This window comes from Actinoplanes sandaracinus (genome assembly GCF_030009775.1).
Classification (GTDB): domain Bacteria; phylum Actinomycetota; class Actinomycetes; order Mycobacteriales; family Micromonosporaceae; genus Actinoplanes; species Actinoplanes sandaracinus.
In genome coordinates this window covers 59,204-72,695 of sequence record NZ_JASCTH010000040.1, presented here as the reverse complement: position 1 = coordinate 72,695, position 13,492 = coordinate 59,204, and the positions used below count along the sequence as shown (strand labels likewise).

Below are 13,492 nucleotides of genomic sequence, written 5' to 3'. Positions count from 1 at the left end.
CGGGCCGTGGTCGTTCGGGCCGCGGAAGCGCGGGCCGCCACGGCGGCGGGCTAGATCGGCTGGATGGCGACCTCGTGCCCGCCGTACGCCTCGGGCACGCTGGTGATGATCGCGGCGTTCATGGTCTTCGCCTCGTAGAGGACCTGTGCGGTCATCAGCGGGCCGATCAGCGCGGTGTGGACCGGATGGTTCTGCAGGCGGGGGGCGGCGATCCCGCCGATCTCGACGGCGATGTGCTGGGCCAGGTCCATCGCCCGGATGCCGGGGAGAGCGAGGATGCGGTTCCAGTGTGACGGGGGCGCGTCGAGCACCGCCTGGGCCTCGGCGATGGCCAGGGTCGGCACGGCCAGCAGGGCGTGGCCGCCGTTGGCGAGATCGAGCAGCCGCATCAGTGTCGAATGGCCGGAGAACAGTTCCACCAGGGCGGAGGCGTCGAGGATCCGGGGTCTGCGGTTGCGGCTCACGCGGCCCGCTGCTGGCGGCGGCGAGCGATGATCGCTTCCTGTTGAGCGTCGCCCTCGTCCATCCACCGCTCGAAGGCGCGTTCCTCTTCCTCGGTGAACGGCTCCGGCTCGGGGAGGCCGAGGAGGGCTGCCAGTTGCTGACTGGGACGCGGCGGGGGCTGCGACTGGTCGGCATCGTCGGTCACCGGCCCAGCTTAACCAGCCCTCCGGGGCCCGGACACGCCCGAAGTCGCCTGGACGAGTGACGGTGCCCGGCATCGGCGGGGCGGTGGGGTGGCGCCTCTTGCGTGCGGCGGGGGCGCGCGGGTCGTACGAGAGGAGAAATCAGCGGCGTGAAGCCGCGGGAATCGTGCCGAAGCCGGGAAGGACGCGCTGGGTGACGATCCGGGTGGCGGCGAGTTGCGTCGCCGAGCGGCGGCGGCGTTCGGCGAGCACGGCGACGAGGAAGAACCAGGGGGCGGTGCCGGCCGGTGGCGGCGGGGAGACTCTCGCTTTGACTTCGGCGTGCAGGCTCTGGCCGAGGACCGACCGGTACGGCTCGGCGAACTGGTGGGAGCGGGCCGCGAACTGGCGGATGGCTTCGGCGAGGTCGTCGTCGACGGCGGACAGGTCGGCGTTGAGGGCCCAGTCGGACAGCCCGGCGGGCATGCCGGGGACCAGGTTCCACGGGACGGGGCGGCGTTCGTGGACGACCAGGGTGCCGGCGGCGAGGTCGCCGAGGCGCCGGCCACGCCGGGAGGCGAGCATGGTGGTGAGGCTGCCGGCCCAGGTGACCAGGGGCATGAGCACGCCGGGCCATTCGACGGCGAGGCCGATGAGGGCGCGGGTGAAGGCGTGGCGGGCGCGGATCGGGCCGCCGTCCTCGCGGATGACGCGCAGGCCCATGACGGCTTTGCCGAGGCTGCGGCCGTTGGTGACGGTCTCGATCACGGTGGGGTAGCCGACCGCGACGATCGCGATGCCGATCAGGAAGGCGGTGTTGGGGAGGATGTACGGATAGGGCAGAAACGTCCAGACGATGATGAACACCGCCGCCAGCAGGCCGAAGACGACCGCCTGCATCATGATGTCGAACATCAGGGCGATGGCGCGGGACCCCAGGCGGGCGGGGCGCACGTCGATCTCGACGGCTTCGGCGGTGGTGAGCACCCGCACAGTCAACACGATGCGACCTCTAGGCTGCGAGGGTGGATCTCGATGCGTACGTTGCCGAGCACGGCGGCGAGTGGCGGCGGCTGGAGGTGCTGGTCACCCAGCGCCGGCTAGACCCGGCAGAAGTGGACGAAATGGTCCTGCTGTATCAGCGGGCGGCCACCCATCTGTCGATCGTGCGCAGCCGGACCCCGGACGCGGTGGTGCTGGCCGACCTGTCGCGGCTGGTGCTGGCCGGGCGGGCGGCGATCAACCGCAGCGACCGGATGTCGTGGCGGCCGGTCGCCGGGTTCTTCGCGGCCCGGCTGCCGGCGGCGTTGTACCGGACCCGCTGGTGGTGGATCACCGTGATGGTGGTGCTGGTCGGCGCGGCGTGGGGCCTGATCGCGTACGTGCAGCAGCACCCGCAAGTGCTGACCGACTGGTTCGGGCGGCATCCGGACGAGCAGATCCTGGTGGACAACTTCGTCGGCTACTACAGCGAGTACCGGGCGGAGACGTTCTTCGCGTCGGTGTGGGTCAACAACGCGATGCTGACCGCCCAGTGCCTGGCCTCCGGGGTGCTGATCGTGCCGGTGTTCTACCTGCTCGGCGACAACCTGCTCAAGATCGGGATGATGGGTGCGGCGATGTTCGACGCCGGCGCCGGCGACGTCTACCTCACCTACATCGCCCCGCACGGTTTCCTGGAGCTGACCGCCATCTTCGTCGGCGGCGGGGTGGGCCTGCGGATCGGCTGGTCGTGGATCGCGCCGGGCCCGCTGATGAGCCGCCGCACGTCGCTGGTGCACTGGGCGCGCGAGGGCATGACCGTCGCGGTGGGGCTGGTGTTCGTGCTGCTGGTCGCCGGGCTGCTGGAGGCCTGGGTGACGCCGTCGGCACTGCCGCCGGCGGTGCGGATCGGCATCGGCGCCGGGCTGTGGGGGCTGTTCCTGGTGTACGCGCTGGTGTGGGGCCGGGCGGTGGCGCTGCGCGGCGAGGAGGTTCAGAGCCGCCCGGAGGCTTTGAGCAGCAGGTAGACGTCGGCGACCTTGCCGGCGAACGCGTCGGCGTCGGCGTCGACCACGGTCGCGCCGGCGTGGGCCAGCACGTCACGGACCCGGTCGCGTTCGGCGAGCACCCGGTGCGCGGCCGCGGCCCGGTGCACGTCGGCGGCGGTCGCGTCGTCGGGCAGGTGGGCCAGGCGGCTGACCAGCGGGTCGCGGACGCCGGCGACGATCACCTTGTGCCGGGCGGTGAGTTTCGGCAGCAGCGGCAGCAGCCCGGCGATCATCGGTGCGGTGTCCAGCGCGGTGAAGACGACCAGCAGGGCGCGTTTGCGGTCGCGGCGCAGCATCTCCTGGCCGAGCAGGGTGAAGTCGGTCTCGGCGAGGTGCGGCTGCAGCGACGCCATGCCGTCGATGAGGCGGCCCAGTTTGGAGCGCTGGCCGCCGCCTTCCACCCGGGTCCGCACGGCCGCGTCCAGCGCCAGCAGGTCCACCCGGTCGTCGGCGCGGGTGGCCAGCACCGACAGCAGCAGGGCCGCGTCGATGGAGGCGTCGAGCCGGGGCGCGTCGCCGATGCGTACGGCCGAGGTGCGCCCGGTGTCGAGGATGCAGAACACGCGCCGGTCGCGTTCCGGGCGCCAGGTGCGGACCACCACGTCGTGGGCGCGGGCGCTGGCCCGCCAGTCGATCGAGCGGACGTCGTCGCCGATCACGTATTCGCGCAGCGCGTCGAACTCGGTGCCGTGGCCGCGCCCGCGGGTGACCACCGAGCCGTCGACGATGCGCAGCCGGGCCAGTTTCTCCGGCAGGATCCGCCGGGACGGGAACCGGGGCAGCACCCGCAGGGTCCAGGCCGGTGTCTTCGCGGTGTTCCACCGGTGGCGGCGCTGCCGGTAGGCCAGTCCGAGCGGTCCCATCGAGCGCAGGGTGACCCGGACGGCGGGGCGGTCGCCGTGCCGCGTCGGGGTGAGGGTGGTGGTGAACGGCTGTTCGCTGTCCGGGTGCAGCACGGCGGTGTGGGACAGCGGGCCGGCGCCGGCCGACGGCACCCAGCTGTCGCGTAGGTGAAGGCGCACGGCGCGGTCGCCGGTGTTGGTGACGGTCAGCACCACGCGGGCGGTGGTGCCGAGCCACACCGTGCGGTCGCCGTCGCGGTGCAGCCGCAGTCCGGTCAGTGGTCCGGCGATCGCCACGTCGAGCAGGGCCAGCAGCACGGCTGTCGCGGTCACCGCCGCGACCGCGAGCCACGGGTCCGGCAGCAGCAGCACCAGCGGCAGTCCGGCGGCGAGCAGTAGCGCGAAGCGCCGGGTGATCATCAGCGGGGCGCCGGCACGGCGGCCAGGACCGCGGCGAGGACGCCTTCGACGGTGGCGCCGTCGAGTTCGGCGTCGGCGCGCAGCCGGACCCGGTGGCGCAGGGTGGGCACGGTGAACGCCTTCACGTCGTCGGGGACGACGTAGTCGCGGCCGTGCAGCCACGCGTTGGCCTTCGACACCGCCAGCAGCGCGGTGGCGCCGCGCGGTGAGGCGCCGAGTTCGAACGCGGGCGCGGTCCGGGTGGCCCGGCACAGGTCGACGATGTAGGCCAGCACGGGGTCGGCGACGGCGACGCGCTGGACGGCGTACCGGCCGGCGATCAGGTCGGCGGGCCCGGCGACCGGGTGGACGCCGGCGGCTTTCAGGTCGCGCGGGTCGAAGCCGTGGTGGTGGGCGCGCAGGATGTTGAGTTCCTCGTCGCGCTGCGGCAGCGGCACCGACAGCTTGAGCAGGAACCGGTCCAGCTGGGCTTCGGGCAGCGGGTAGGTGCCTTCGTACTCGATCGGGTTCTGGGTGGCGGCGACCAGGAACGGCTGCGGCAGCGGGCGGGCGGCGCCGTCGACGGTGACCTGCCGTTCCTCCATCGCCTCCAGCAGGGCGGCCTGGGTCTTCGGCGGGGTTCGGTTGATCTCGTCGGCGAGCAGCAGGTTGGTGAAGACGGGGCCGGCGCGGAAGTTGAAGGCGGCGCTGTGCGCGTCGTAGATCAGGGAGCCGGTGACGTCGCCGGGCATCAGGTCGGGAGTGAACTGGACGCGTTTGGTGTCCAGGTCGAGGGCGGCGGCCAGGGTCCGCACCAGCAGGGTCTTGGCGACGCCGGGGACGCCTTCGAGCAGCACGTGGCCGCCGCAGAGCAGTGCGACCAGCACCCCGCCGACGACCGCGTCCTGACCGACGACGGCCTTGCCGACCTCGGCGCGCAGCCGGCTCAGCGCCTCGCGGGCCTGGTGGGAATCGGTTGTCACGACTGCTCTCCTTCGTGGCGGTGTGGTTCGGTGACGTCCCGGACCAGGCGGTGCAGCAGGGTCGCGGCCTCGACGAGGTCGCTGTTGCTCTCGGGCGGGTGGCGGTCGAGGATGTCGCGCACGTATCGGACGGGCAGCCCGGCCTGGGCGGCGATCGCTTCGCTGTCGGCGTCGGCGGGCAGGCCGAGGTGGGCGGCCAGCCGGCGCCGGGCGGCCGTCCGCAGGATGTCGTGGGAGGCGGCGCGGGCCCGAGCGCGCTGGTAGAGGCGGGCGTGGCCGAGCATCGTCTCGTTGGCCGGGACCCGCGACGGCAGGGGTTCGGCGACCGGGGCGCCGAGGCGGCGGGCGGCCGCGGCGGCCAGGGCGAGCATGACCAGCACGATCAGCAGCAGGGTGGCCCACAGCGCCGGTGGCAGGGACTGCAGCAGCGGGGGGTCCATCGGCCCGGACCCGAGGCCCTCGTCCTCGCCGTCGCCGGGTGGTGGTGTCGCCGGGGTCGCCGGTGCTCCCGGGTCGCCGTCGCCCGGTTCGCCGCGGCCGTCACCGTCGCCGGGGATGCCGCCGGTCTGCCACGGTTGCGGGGTCTCGTCGTAGCCCGGCGGGGGGGTCCAGGTCGGCGGGGTGGTCGGCGGGGTGGTGCGCGGCGGCCGGTCGGGGGTGTGCACGTCGAGCCAGACGAGCCGCTCGTGCTGGGCGAGCAGGCCGACGGCGAGGGTGGCGTTGCCGTGTTCGGTGATCCGGTCGTCGCGGAACGGGTCGGGTGAGCCGACCAGGGTGACGGAGTGCCGGTTGACCGGGAAGGTCACCAGGGCGCCCTGGTAGCAGGTGGTGCCGGCGGCGGGGGTGCGGTACTCGGTCTTGCGGACGGCGGCCGGCCCGGCCTCGTTCGCGAGCTTCTCGCCACAGAAGGGTGCGGTGACCGCTGTGGTCCAGTGGGTGCGGCTCACCTCGGCCGGCCAGCCGCTGCGGCGCAGCGCCGACGGGGACGGGTCGACCGCGACGATCGTGCTGCCGGCCGGCAGGCGGCGGACCGCGGTGAGGTCGGCGAGGTCGGGCGTGGTCACGAACAGGGTGACGGCGGCGTCGGCGGCGGTGGCGGCCTGGACGGCGGCCTCGGTGCTGGTGGCCCGTTCGACGGTGACGCCGCGGGCGCGCAGCCGTTCGGCGAGGGTGCCGCCGCTGATCTCGCGCACCTGGTCGGGGGCGAGGTATTCCGGGTCGTCGGGGTCGGGTTGTTCGATCGCGTGGACGATCAGGGTGCCGCTGACCAGGGTGGTCAGGACGGCGAACGGGATGGCGGCGCGCATCCAGCGTTTCATCGGGCGGCTCCCTCGTCGAGCGCGGTGCGCACCTCGGCGGCGAGGTGGCGCATCCGCTCGTCCTCGGGTGGGCCGGCGGGCCGGTAGCCGTACCAGACCTCGGAGAACAGGCTGGTGGCGCCGGTCAGGGCGGGTCCGACGACCGGCCGGCCGGTGGCGGCCTCGGCGGTCAGCTCGGCGGCGGTGGTGCCGGGTTCGGGGGTGATCAGGCCGGCGCGGGTGAGGGCGGTGACGGTGTCGCGGAGGCGTTCGCGGATCGCTTCGGCGTAGCGGCCCTCGGCGGCGAGCCGGTCGGCCAGCGACCCGGCCGCCGCTGCCGGTTCCCGGCTCGGTTCGCCGCGCCGGGGGCGGGCGCGGCGGGTGGGTTTCTGGCCGTGTTGGGGTTTGCGCTGGCGGCGTCGCCGTTTCGGCAGGCGGATGCGGGGCAGCCGGTCCGGCACCCAGGCCGGGAACCAGTACCAGCCGGCGGCCACCAGGGCGGTGAGAGCGAGCAGGATCAGCAGCACCTTGCCGGCCGGGAAGGTCGCGAAGATCACGCCGAGGAACTCGTCGTAGCCTCTCATCAGCGAGCCACCAGCACGGCCTCGGTGTCCCGGCCCAGGCTGCGGGCCCGGCCCACCGAGATGTCCAGGCCTTCGGTGCGGATCCGGATGTCCAGTAGCAGGACCGCGTCCATGCAGGCCAGGGCCGCGTAGGCGACGGCGTTGGCCAGTCCCCAGGCGATCGGCACCGCCCAGTACAGCCACCACTCGGTGCCGGAGACCGGGGTCAGCCTCTCGGCGGCGAACACCCAGCCGCTGCCCAGGGCGAGCCGGATCGCCAGCCAGGTCAGGTAGCCCATCAGCCGCACGAGGAGGCCGCGCATGCCGTGGCGGGCGGACCGGCCGACGGAGCGGCCCAGCGCGGTGAACGGGTTGGCGGTGCGGTCGATGGTCAGGATCACGGTGGCGAGGCCGGCCAGCCCGTAGACGAAGATGACGCCGACGAATCCGGCGATGGCGGCGCCGAACGTCAGCGCGGCCATCGTCAGCGCGATCAGCAGCGTCGCCGCGGGCCGGGAGCGCTGCCACAGCTCGCGGTGCCGGACGTGCCGGCCGAGCAGGGCGGGGCCGGCGGCGGCGCCCGCGTAGCCGCCGAGGACGGCGATGATGAACGCCTCGGTGGCGAAGCCGGTGGCCAGCACCGGCACCCAGGAGACGTTTTCCGGGCCGACGCCCCAGTAGTAGAACGGCGGCCGCAGCCCGGCGGCGTCGCGCAGCCGGCCCAGCAGCAGCTGTTCGGCGGCGGCCAGCACCAGCGACAGGGTGAGCAGCGGCAGGGCACGCTGGCGCAGCAGCGCCACCGCCGCGTCCAGGACCTCTCCCGCGGTCATCGCCCGCAGGGGAACGATCCCCGTCTCCCCGTCCACCCGCATGGCGGGCATCCTAGGTCAACGCGGCGCACGGCCCTGCGGGCGGTCTGGCAAGGTGGCGCCCATGCGACTCTCGATCTGGCCGGGCGCGGCCCAGCCCTACGCTGACGTGGTGGAGGTGGCCCGGCACGCGGCCGACACCGGCTGGGACGGCGTGTGGATCGCCGATCACTTCATGCCGAACACCCCGCCGGACGTGCGCCCCGATCATCCGGTGCTGGAGGCCGGTTCGCTGGTCGCCGCGCTCGGCGCGGTGCTGCCGCGGGTGCGAGTCGGCACGCTCGTCTACGGCAACACCTACCGTCATCCGGCGGTGGTGGCGAACATGGCCGCGACCGTCGACCAGATCACCGGCGGCCGGTTCGTGCTCGGGGTCGGCGCCGGCTGGCAGGTCAACGAGCATCGGCAGTACGGCATCGAGCTGCTGCCGGTGAAGCGGCTGCTGGACCGGTTCGTCGAGGCGCTGCAGGTGCTGCACGGGCTGCTGCGGACCCCGACGACCACGTTCGACGGCGAGTACTACCGGCTCACCGACGCCGTCTGCGAGCCGAAGCCGGTGCAGGACCCGCTCCCGATCATGATCGGGGCCAAGGGGGAGAAGCGGATGCTGCGGGTCGTCGCCGAGTACGCCGATCTGTGGAACACCTGGGGGCTGCCCGACGTCATCGGCCACAAGTCGCGGGTCCTCGACGGGTTCTGCGCCGAGGTGGGCCGGGACCCGAAGGCCATCGGCCGGACCGCGCAGGCGCTGGTGTCGGTCGACGGCGGCCCGCCGGACGGGGTGACGGCGCCGTTCTACGGCGGCTCGGCCGACGAGGTGGCCCGCACGGTCGACGCCTACCGCGAGGTCGGCGTCGACGAGCTGATCATCCCGGACTTCCTGCTCGGTACGGGCGCTGACCGGCTCAAGGCGCTCGACACGATCCACCACATCGTCAAGCCCTGAGCCGCCGGTAGGGCTACCGATCCCCGCCGGGGGGGGGGGGGGGGGGGCCGCGCGGCGGGCCCCCCCCCCCCCGCGGGGGGGGGGGGGGGCGGCAGGTCCGCGCCGGCGGGCCGGACCTGCCGCGGCTTGCGGGGCGCGGGCTCGCCGTCACCGGGATCAGCGGAGCTGGGGGGTCACACGCCGAACGCCGCGGCGTAGGCGATGGTGCCGGCCGGCACCGGGCGGGTCCGGTCCAGGGCCAGCGCCATCAGCGCCTCGTCCGGGGCCGGGAAGGGCGCGCTGATACCGAATCCGGAGGCCCGGGTGAACCCGAACCGCGGGTAGTAGCCGGCGTGGCCGAGCACCACCACCAGGTTCTCGCCCCGGTCGCGGGCCGCGTCGAGGACGGCCCGGATCGCCGCCGACCCGGCGCCGGTGCGCTGCGCCGCCGGCAGGACCGCGCAGGGCGCCAGCGCGAGGGCCGGCTGCCCGCCGACGTGGCAGCGGGTGAGCAGCGCGTGCCCGGCGGGTGTGCCGTCGGTGCCGGTGGCGAGCATGGACAGGCCGTCGATCCAGGCCGCCGGGTCGGCGCGTAACGCGTCGACGAGGTCGGCTTCGGCTTCGGTCGGGAAGGCGGCGGCGATGATCGCGTGCACGGCCGTGATGTCGGCGGGGGTTTCGGGGCGGGTGTTCCAGCGGGTCATGAAGGCTCCGTCGGGCCGGCCGTCAGGAGGCGTCCGGCTCGACGCTAACACGGTGCCGGCCGGCTTCCTCGCCGCGCCGCTCTGCGTTCCGGGCATCGATGTTCTATGGTTAGTTACTGGAGTAACGAACCCCGGAACCTGGATGTCTCGACGTGTGGAGGCGGGCGATGTTCGACGAGCGCAGTCCGATCTACCGGCAGATCGCCGACCAGATCAAGGACGACGTGCTCCGCGGGGCGCTGGGTGCCGACGAGCAGGTGATGTCCACCAATCAGTACGCCGCCTACTTCCGCATCAATCCGGCCACCGCCGCCAAGGCGTTCCAGCAGCTCGTCGACGAGAACGTCATCTACAAGCGGCGCGGGGTCGGCATGTTCGTCAGCGCCGGCGCGCAGGAGCGGCTGCGCCGGCAACGGCGTGAGCGGTTCTTCGCCGAGGTGCTCGAACCGATGGCGGCCGAGGCCCGCACCCTGGGTATTCCGGTCGCCGACATCGTGGCCCGCATATCCGCGCTCATCCCGGGAGACGGCCGATGATCACTACCACCGCCCTGCAGGTCCGTTTCGGTGAGACGACGGCCCTGCATCCCCTCGACCTCGATCTGCCGGCCGGTCGGGTCTACGGCTTGTTGGGCCGCAACGGCGCCGGCAAGACCACCCTGCTGTCCACGCTCGCCGGTTTCCGGAAACCGTCCGGCGGCACGGTCACCTTCGACGGTGAGCCGGTGTTCGAGAACGCCCGGTCCACCACCCGGATCTGCCTGATCCGGGACGACGGCGGCCTCGGTGATCCCACCGATCAGCTGGCCGAGATCCTCGGCATGGCCGCGATGCTGCGGCCCACCTTTCGACCGGGCGTACGCCACCGACCTGCTCGGCCGTTTCGGCTGTCCGGCCGGCGCCGGCTGGGGCGGCTCTCGCGTGGCCAGCGCTCGGCGTTCGGCATCGTCGTCGGCCTGGCGTCGCGGGCGCCGCTGACCATGTTCGACGAGGCGCACCTGGGCATGGACGCGGCCGCCCGGTAGCTGTTTCACCATGAGCTGCTGCGCGACTACCTGGCGCATCCGCGCACGTTCATCCTGTCCACGCATCTGATCGAGGAGCAGAGCCCGCTGTTCGAGCAGGTGCTGATCCTGCACGAGGGCCGGCTGCTGGTGCGGGAGGACCTCGACGACCTGCGTTCGCGCGGGGTGTCGGTGACCGGCCCAGCGTCGGTGGTCGACGACTTCGTGTACGGGCTGACCGTGCTCGGCGAGCGGCGGCTGGGCCCGACCAAGGAGGTCACCCTCTACGGCGGTCTCGGCGACGAGCGGCGGGGCCTGGCCCGCGCGTACGGCCTGGAACTCGGCCCGGTCGCCGTGCAGGACCTGTTCATCCATCTGACCGGAGGTGCCCCGTGAGCCGCTGGCCGATCGCCCGCTACCTGTTCTGTGCGCACACCGTCTTCCTGGTGATGTTCCTCGGCGCCGTGTACGTGCTGGTCGGTGTGATCCTGGCGGCCGCCGTGACCCGGGGGCCGGCCACGATCAGCGCGGTCGACGTCGCCGGGCAGGTGCTGCACTGGCTCGCCGTCGGTTACGGCTACAGCGCGACCGGGGTGCTGGCCAGGATGGTCGTGCACGGCCGTACCCGCCGCGAGTTCCTGATTCAGCACCCGGTCTTCCAGGTCGTCACCGCCGGCGTCCTGGCGGCGCTGCTCACCGGCGTCTACGCCGCGGAGGCGGTCCTCTACCGGGCCGCCGGCTGGGCCCGCGCCCTGCAGGACCACCGGGTGTTCGAGGCCGGCGACTACCCGATGATCTTCCTGGCCAGCTGGTACATGCTGGTTCGGCCCGGACGGCGCCGTCACGCTGGTCGCGCTCACGGCCGGCGCGGTCGCGGTCGGCTGGGTGCTGCTGTGGGCGGCCGCCCGGGACCTGCCGCTGCGTACTAGGGTCGTCGCGTGAGACGCCTGCTGGTCACCGGAGGAAACGGCTGCCTGGGCCGCCGTGTCATGCGCCGCGCGGCGGCCGCGGGCTGGGACGCGGTCGGCACCTGGGTGTCCGCGCCGGCGGCGACCGCGACCGTGCGGCTGGACATCCGGGACCCGGCGCAGGTGCGCCGGGTGATCGCCGAGGTGGCGCCGGACGCGGTCATCCACGCGGCCGCCGGCCGTGACCGGGACGACTGGCCGTCGACCGCTGACGGCGCCGCCCATGTGGCGCTGGCCGCGGCCGGGGTCCGGCTGGTGCACGTCTCCAGCGACGCGATCTTCAGCGGCCGGCTCGGCGTGTACGACGAGGACGCCCGGCCCGACCCGGTCTACGCCTACGGGGCGGCGAAGGCGGCGGCCGAGACCGCGGTCCGGGCGATCGTCCCGGCCGCGGCCGTCGTGCGCACGTCGCTGATCCTGGGCGACGGCGGCGGCGCTCACGAGCGGCTGACCCATGATCTGATCGCCGGGCGGGTGGCGGGTGGCCTGTTCACCGACGAGATCCGTAAGCCGGTGCACGTCGACGACCTGGCCGACGCTCTGCTGGAACTGGCCGGCAACGACTATGCCGGGGTGCTGAACGTGGCCGGCGCCGACGCGGTCAGCCGCTACGACCTGGGGGTGCTGGTGGCCCGCCGGGACGGCCTGGACCCGGCGGCCGTTCCGGCGGCCAGCCTGGCGGCGCTGGGCCTGTCGCGGCCGGCCGATCTGCGGCTGGTCACCGACCGGGCGGCGAGGCTGCTGCGGGTGCGGCTGCGCGGGGCGGCGGAATTCGTTGGCAGCGCCGCGGGGTAGTTCACGATACTGACGCGATGAGCGCCAGCCGCACGATCCGCGTCACCGTCCGCGGGTCCTTCGACAACCTGTCCGACGCCCAGAAGGCGGAGCTGATCGCCGCCGGTGACCAGCACCGCGACATCCTCGCGGTCGACTACACCGCCGAGGGTCACCTCACCTACGACCTGGCGGCGCGGCCGTTCTTCTGCTTCCGGTTCGGGGAGCGCGTCGATGACGAGCGTGAGGTGCCGCGGGTGACCGAGCGGGCCGAGGCGAAGGCGGCGGCCTGGATGACCGAGCGCGGGTACGGCTTCAAGCGGATCACCTCGCAGACCGTGGACCTGTCGGAGGTGCCGCTGGGTAAACGCGGCCGCAGGCTCCACGGCTGAGACCGCGCCGGCCGCGGGTGGTGGCCCGTCCGCGGCCGGTGGTGGGCGAGCGGTGTGACGCCGACTTGAGAAGAAAAAAGCAGTGCAACCAAGCGGCAACCGAGAGTGCCTGCCTGTTGCACCCGTAGCCGCGAAAAGTTCCTCCTGAACGCCGGTCAGCCGACACAGGGGGAATCGAAATGACCGCTACCGCCCAGCTTCAGTCCGTCACCCGCGACGCTGCCGCCCCGCCCGCCGACGCCACCGGCCCGGGCGCGGCCGACCGGGTCGTAACCGGGGAGCAGGAGCAGCTCATCCGCGACAACATGGCGCTGGTCGGTCACATGGTCCGCGAGATGCTGTTCCGGGTGCCCCCGCATGTGCACCGCGACGATCTCGCCTCGGCCGGCTATGCCGCGCTGGTGACGGCCGCGCAGGCCTATGATCCGCAGCGCGGCATCCCGTTCGGCCGGTTCGCCGCCGTCCGGGTCCGCGGCGCCCTGCTCGACGAGCTGCGCAGCATGGACTGGGCCAGCCGCTCGGTGCGGGCCCGGGCTCGGCGTGCCGACGTGGCCCGCGAGGAGCTGACCCGCCAGCTGGGCCGCACCCCGACCGCCGAGGAGCTGGCCGAGCTGCTCGGTGTCGCGGTCAACGAGCTGTCCAGCGTCGACGACGACGTGCAGCGCGCCGCGGTGCTGTCGTTGCAGGGGTTCACCGCCGGCTCGGCCGAGGACATGGTCACCGAGAACTCGATGAACCCGGAGGAGATGCTGCTGCATCGGGAGCGCCTGGGTTACCTGCACGACGCGGTCACCGTGCTGCCGGAGCGGCTGCGGTTCGTCGTCGAGGCGTCGTTCCTGCAGGAGCGGCCGTTGTCGGAGGTCGCCGCCGAGCTGAACGTGACCGAGTCGCGGGTGTCGCAGTTGCGCACCGAGGCCCTGGCACTGCTGCGTGACGGTCTCAACACCCACATGGAGCAGCAGAACGGCCCGGCCGCCAAGGACGGTTGTGTGGCACGCCGCCGGGCCGCCTACACGGCGCAGATCGCCGCGCGCAGCACCATGAGCAGCCGGCTGTCGGCCACCGACGTGCACGGCCAGCGGTGGGCCGCCGCCGCGTGACACGCGGCGCCGGCGG

At 73.4% G+C, this 13,492-nt stretch carries 18 protein-coding genes; 9 read left to right on the top strand and 9 right to left on the bottom strand.

Annotated features, from left to right (window positions below; genetic code table 11):
* Nucleotides 1-50 precede the first annotated feature (50 nt).
* The 3 genes from QLQ12_RS41635 to QLQ12_RS41625 all read right to left on the bottom strand — a co-directional run bounded on the left by QLQ12_RS41635 (nucleotide 51) and on the right by QLQ12_RS41625 (nucleotide 1,628).
* Nucleotides 51-464, bottom strand: a complete 414-nt coding sequence (locus tag QLQ12_RS41635; RefSeq protein ID WP_282766570.1) for a hypothetical protein — start codon at nucleotides 462-464, stop codon at nucleotides 51-53.
* Complete coding sequence (locus tag QLQ12_RS41630) at nucleotides 461-649, bottom strand: hypothetical protein (protein ID WP_282766569.1); 189 nt, start codon at nucleotides 647-649, stop codon at nucleotides 461-463. The genes QLQ12_RS41635 and QLQ12_RS41630 overlap by 4 nt, the downstream gene beginning before the upstream one ends.
* A 139-nt stretch (nucleotides 650-788) precedes the next feature.
* The gene (locus tag QLQ12_RS41625) at nucleotides 789-1,628 is read right to left on the bottom strand and encodes an RDD family protein (protein ID WP_282766567.1); all 840 of its coding nucleotides are present in this window, start codon (nucleotides 1,626-1,628) and stop codon (nucleotides 789-791) included.
* A gap of 23 nt (nucleotides 1,629-1,651) precedes the next feature.
* On the opposite strand from QLQ12_RS41625, the gene QLQ12_RS41620 reads away from it, so the two are divergent.
* Nucleotides 1,652-2,635, top strand: coding sequence for a stage II sporulation protein M (locus tag QLQ12_RS41620; protein ID WP_282766566.1), 984 nt, complete (start codon nucleotides 1,652-1,654; stop codon nucleotides 2,633-2,635).
* On the opposite strand, the gene QLQ12_RS41615 is transcribed toward QLQ12_RS41620, so the two are convergent.
* From QLQ12_RS41615 to QLQ12_RS41595, 5 genes are read right to left on the bottom strand one after another with little or no spacing between them, the layout of a single operon-like run.
* Nucleotides 2,602-3,918, bottom strand: a complete 1,317-nt coding sequence (locus tag QLQ12_RS41615) for a DUF58 domain-containing protein (RefSeq protein WP_282766565.1) — start codon at nucleotides 3,916-3,918, stop codon at nucleotides 2,602-2,604. The genes QLQ12_RS41620 and QLQ12_RS41615 overlap by 34 nt on opposite strands.
* Entirely contained in the window at nucleotides 3,918-4,880 is a 963-nt protein-coding gene (locus tag QLQ12_RS41610; protein WP_282766564.1) for an AAA family ATPase, read from the bottom strand. Before QLQ12_RS41610 ends, QLQ12_RS41615 begins: the two co-directional genes overlap by 1 nt.
* A complete protein-coding gene (locus QLQ12_RS41605) occupies nucleotides 4,877-6,199 on the bottom strand; it encodes a DUF4350 domain-containing protein (protein WP_282766563.1) in 1,323 nt (440 codons plus the stop codon). Before QLQ12_RS41605 ends, QLQ12_RS41610 begins: the two co-directional genes overlap by 4 nt.
* Entirely contained in the window at nucleotides 6,196-6,762 is a 567-nt protein-coding gene (locus QLQ12_RS41600) for a DUF4129 domain-containing protein (protein ID WP_282766561.1), read from the bottom strand. The genes QLQ12_RS41605 and QLQ12_RS41600 overlap by 4 nt, the downstream gene beginning before the upstream one ends.
* A complete protein-coding gene (locus QLQ12_RS41595) occupies nucleotides 6,762-7,613 on the bottom strand; it encodes a hypothetical protein (protein WP_282766560.1) in 852 nt (283 codons plus the stop codon). Before QLQ12_RS41595 ends, QLQ12_RS41600 begins: the two co-directional genes overlap by 1 nt.
* 61 nt (nucleotides 7,614-7,674) lie before the next feature.
* Here QLQ12_RS41595 and QLQ12_RS41590 point away from each other — a divergent pair, with 61 nt between their 5' ends.
* The gene (locus QLQ12_RS41590; protein WP_282766559.1) at nucleotides 7,675-8,556 is read left to right on the top strand and encodes an LLM class flavin-dependent oxidoreductase; all 882 of its coding nucleotides are present in this window, start codon (nucleotides 7,675-7,677) and stop codon (nucleotides 8,554-8,556) included.
* A 173-nt stretch (nucleotides 8,557-8,729) separates the two neighbouring features.
* On the opposite strand, the gene QLQ12_RS41585 is transcribed toward QLQ12_RS41590, so the two are convergent.
* Entirely contained in the window at nucleotides 8,730-9,239 is a 510-nt protein-coding gene (locus tag QLQ12_RS41585) for a GNAT family N-acetyltransferase (protein WP_282766558.1), read from the bottom strand.
* Between the two features lie 167 nt (nucleotides 9,240-9,406).
* Between QLQ12_RS41585 and QLQ12_RS41580 the strand changes: the two genes are divergently transcribed.
* The 7 genes from QLQ12_RS41580 to QLQ12_RS41550 all read left to right on the top strand — a co-directional run bounded on the left by QLQ12_RS41580 (nucleotide 9,407) and on the right by QLQ12_RS41550 (nucleotide 13,476).
* A complete protein-coding gene (locus tag QLQ12_RS41580) occupies nucleotides 9,407-9,775 on the top strand; it encodes a GntR family transcriptional regulator (protein ID WP_282766557.1) in 369 nt (122 codons plus the stop codon).
* Complete coding sequence (locus tag QLQ12_RS41575) at nucleotides 9,772-10,263, top strand: ATP-binding cassette domain-containing protein (protein WP_282766556.1); 492 nt, start codon at nucleotides 9,772-9,774, stop codon at nucleotides 10,261-10,263. The genes QLQ12_RS41580 and QLQ12_RS41575 overlap by 4 nt, the downstream gene beginning before the upstream one ends.
* A gap of 99 nt (nucleotides 10,264-10,362) precedes the next feature.
* Entirely contained in the window at nucleotides 10,363-10,638 is a 276-nt protein-coding gene (locus QLQ12_RS41570) for a hypothetical protein (protein WP_282766555.1), read from the top strand.
* Complete coding sequence (locus QLQ12_RS41565) at nucleotides 10,635-11,171, top strand: hypothetical protein (RefSeq protein ID WP_282766554.1); 537 nt, start codon at nucleotides 10,635-10,637, stop codon at nucleotides 11,169-11,171. Before QLQ12_RS41570 ends, QLQ12_RS41565 begins: the two co-directional genes overlap by 4 nt.
* A 9-nt stretch (nucleotides 11,172-11,180) precedes the next feature.
* Entirely contained in the window at nucleotides 11,181-12,005 is an 825-nt protein-coding gene (locus QLQ12_RS41560) for a sugar nucleotide-binding protein (RefSeq protein ID WP_282766553.1), read from the top strand.
* Nucleotides 12,006-12,022: 17 nt separating this feature from the next.
* Nucleotides 12,023-12,376: a DUF6204 family protein gene (locus tag QLQ12_RS41555; RefSeq protein WP_282766552.1), complete on the top strand. Its 354-nt coding sequence runs from the start codon at nucleotides 12,023-12,025 to the stop codon at nucleotides 12,374-12,376.
* Nucleotides 12,377-12,555: 179 nt separating this feature from the next.
* Nucleotides 12,556-13,476, top strand: a complete 921-nt coding sequence (locus QLQ12_RS41550) for a sigma-70 family RNA polymerase sigma factor (RefSeq protein ID WP_282766551.1) — start codon at nucleotides 12,556-12,558, stop codon at nucleotides 13,474-13,476.
* Nucleotides 13,477-13,492 lie beyond the last annotated feature (16 nt).